This is a genomic window from Stenotrophomonas sp. P5_B8, from assembly GCF_054049855.1.
Genome location: NZ_JBFULO010000728.1, coordinates 1 through 1,085, shown reverse-complemented (window position 1 = coordinate 1,085; position 1,085 = coordinate 1). Strand labels below are relative to the sequence as shown.

The 1,085-nt window shown below is 65.0% G+C and carries 1 protein-coding gene; it reads right to left on the bottom strand.

Going from position 1 to position 1,085, the window contains the following annotated elements; translation table 11 throughout:
- Positions 1-275: 275 nt before the first annotated feature.
- Complete coding sequence (gene dcd, locus ACXJKH_RS21040) at positions 276-848, bottom strand: dCTP deaminase (RefSeq protein ID WP_457322290.1); 573 nt, start codon at positions 846-848, stop codon at positions 276-278.
- Positions 849-1,085 lie beyond the last annotated feature (237 nt).

Sequence of the window (1,085 nt, the reverse complement as noted above, 5' to 3'; positions counted from 1 at the left end):
GTGCTGGTGGCGGTGGGCATCGGGCTGCTGTTCGGCCGCGGCAAGTAGAGCGGACCGTTGGTCCGCTGCTTTTGGTCCGCTGCTTTCCGGTTACCCTGCCGCACTCGGACCAAGCCACAAAAAAGCGCGGAGTACTCCGCGCTTTTTTTGTGGTCGCCATCATTGATGGGTAACGGTAACCGCAGAGGCAGCCGACCAACGGTCGGCTCTACCAGGCCGGGACGCCGCAGCACGCCCGGGGATTGATCAGGTGCGCCGCGCCACCCGCGTGGTCATCAGGTCCGCGGCAGGGTGACGCCGGTCTGGCCCTGGTACTTGCCGCCGCGGTCCTTGTAGGAGGTCTCGCAGATATCGTCCTTGTCGGCCTGGAAGAACAGCATCTGGGCCACGCCTTCGTTGGCATAGATGCGCGCCGGCAGCGGCGTGGTGTTGCTGAATTCCAGGGTCACATGCCCTTCCCACTCCGGCTCCAGCGGCGTCACGTTGACGATGATCCCGCAGCGCGCATAGGTGCTCTTGCCCAGGCACACCACCAGGGTGTCGCGCGGGATGCGGAAGTACTCCRCCGTGCGCGCCAGCGCAAAACTATTCGGCGGGATGATGCACTCGTCGCCCACGATATCCACGAAGCTGCCCGGGTCGAAGTGCTTGGGATCGACGATGGTGGAGTTGATGTTGGTGAACACCTTGAACTCGCGCGAGCAGCGCACGTCATAGCCGTAGCTGGAGGTGCCATAGCTGACGATGCGCTGGCCGTTGGCCTGCTTGACCTGGCCGGCTTCAAACGGCTCGATCATCGCCTGCTGTTCGGCCATCTGACGGATCCAGCGGTCACTCTTGATGCTCATGGGGGGTCCTGGGTGCGATAAGGAACGGCACCGCCAACGGGCGCCCGGGCCACGATTCTAAACAGCCACCCCGGCCGCGACCAGCGGCGACTGCCACCCGCTGCCCTGCCCCTGATGCGACAAGGCCCGGCAGTGCCGGGCCTTGTGCCGTGCCGACCACGATCGTGGCGGCAATGACTCAGATCAGCGAGGACAGGATCGGGATGCTGGCGCGCGGGCGCTTGGCCACTTCCTCGA